Raw genomic sequence first — 1,627 nt, forward strand, 5'->3', positions numbered from 1 at the left:
ATCGAGCTATCGGTTACTGATGGTGGTGCTACTGGAAGTGTATTCTGGGTAGTTACCTCTTCTACTGCGGTGGGTAACCCTACAGCTCAGTTTAATGCAGGTTGGGGTATTCCAGATCCATTGATGGATGGTGTTTATATTTGGAGCGGTACTTGCGACTCGTTGGGTGTTAGCGATAATGCACTTGCTGGATTCTCTTACTATCCAAACCCAGCCACTGAGGTTCTATCTTTGAAATCTGCCAACACAATAGAATCTGTATCTCTGTTCAACCTATTGGGTCAGCAGGTTATCAGCACTGAGATTGGTGCTACCACATCTGACATCAACCTTTCTGGTCTTACAGCGGGAACTTACATTATGAAAGTGACTGTTGATGGACAAACGGGAACTTACAAAGTGTTGAAGAACTAGATTTTCATAATTGATATGAAAAGCCATCCACGAAAGTGGGTGGCTTTTTTTATTAAAATCTTCTTAAAGAATAAATCTTTATTAATATGTGTTTTATCTTAATAAAAATTTATGAGAATATTAAAGATATTAAAATAAAGTTTTGAATAGAAGCATTTTTTGAATACCTTAGTGCCAAATTAACTTAAAACTTAAATTATTATGAAGAAAATTACTCTTATGATGTTCTTTTTTGTTTGTGCTATTGGGTTTAGCCAAGAACAAATTAAAATGATGGGTACTAATAGTCCTGTTGTTTTTGAACAGCAACGAACTGATGTAAACCCAGTTATTACCATTTCTGAGAATGCAGCTCCATCAATGGACATTTCTGCATTGGGAATTAATAATCCAACTTACTTGGCAGCTTGTACAGAGGAGAACCCTAATGACGGAACCTTTGAGAATGGCTTTAACTGTTCTTCTGCATCAGCTTTTCAGACTGCAAATGATTTGACAGTTGCGGCCGATGAGAATTTCACCTTAATGAACATTACAGCAAGTATCTTTGCCAATGGAGGCATATCTAACGTTGATGTTAACTATTATGATGATGCTGCAGGTCTTCCTGGATCATTAATTGGTTCTGAGGCTTCTGTTACCATCGATAACCAAGCGGTTATCGGCAGTAACTTTGGTTTTGATGTTAACGAAGTTGAAATGACAGTTACTCCATTTGTTTTTAATGGACAAGCTGGTATGTCAACTAAGTATTGGATCGAACTTTCTGTTACTGATGGTGGTGCTACAGGCAGTGTATTCTGGGTAGTTACCTCTTCTACAGCTGTTGGTGATCCTACGGCACAATTCAACGCTGGCTGGGGTATTCCAGATCCTTTGATGGACGGTGTTTATATTTGGGAAGGTGACTGTGCTCCTATCGGCGGCGGCGGCGGTGCTTGTGATGAGGAGAACCCTAACGACGGTACTTTTGAGAACGGCTTTAACTGTTCTTCTGCTTCAGCATTCCAGACAGCAAATGATGTGACTGTAGCTGCTGATCAGAACTTTACTTTGGAAAATATTACAGCTAGTATTTTTGCCAACGGAGGTATTTCTAACGTTGACGTAAACTATTATGACGATGCTGCAGGTCTTCCTGGATCATTAATTGGTTCTGAGGCTTCTGTTACTATCGATAACCAAACGGTTATTGGCAGCAATTTTGGTTTTG

General features: G+C 39.3%; 2 protein-coding genes. Both read left to right on the forward strand.

Annotated elements, in window-relative coordinates:
- Positions 1-414, forward strand: a 414-nt coding sequence (locus tag LS48_RS14555) for a T9SS type A sorting domain-containing protein (RefSeq protein WP_131807743.1), incomplete at its 5' end; no start/stop codon positions are given.
- Between the two features lie 201 nt (positions 415-615).
- Positions 616-1,627, forward strand: a 1,012-nt coding sequence (locus LS48_RS14560; RefSeq protein ID WP_131807744.1) for a hypothetical protein, incomplete at its 3' end; no start/stop codon positions are given.

The organism is Aequorivita aquimaris (assembly GCF_001573155.1).
Classification (GTDB): Bacteria; Bacteroidota; Bacteroidia; order Flavobacteriales; family Flavobacteriaceae; genus Aequorivita; species Aequorivita aquimaris.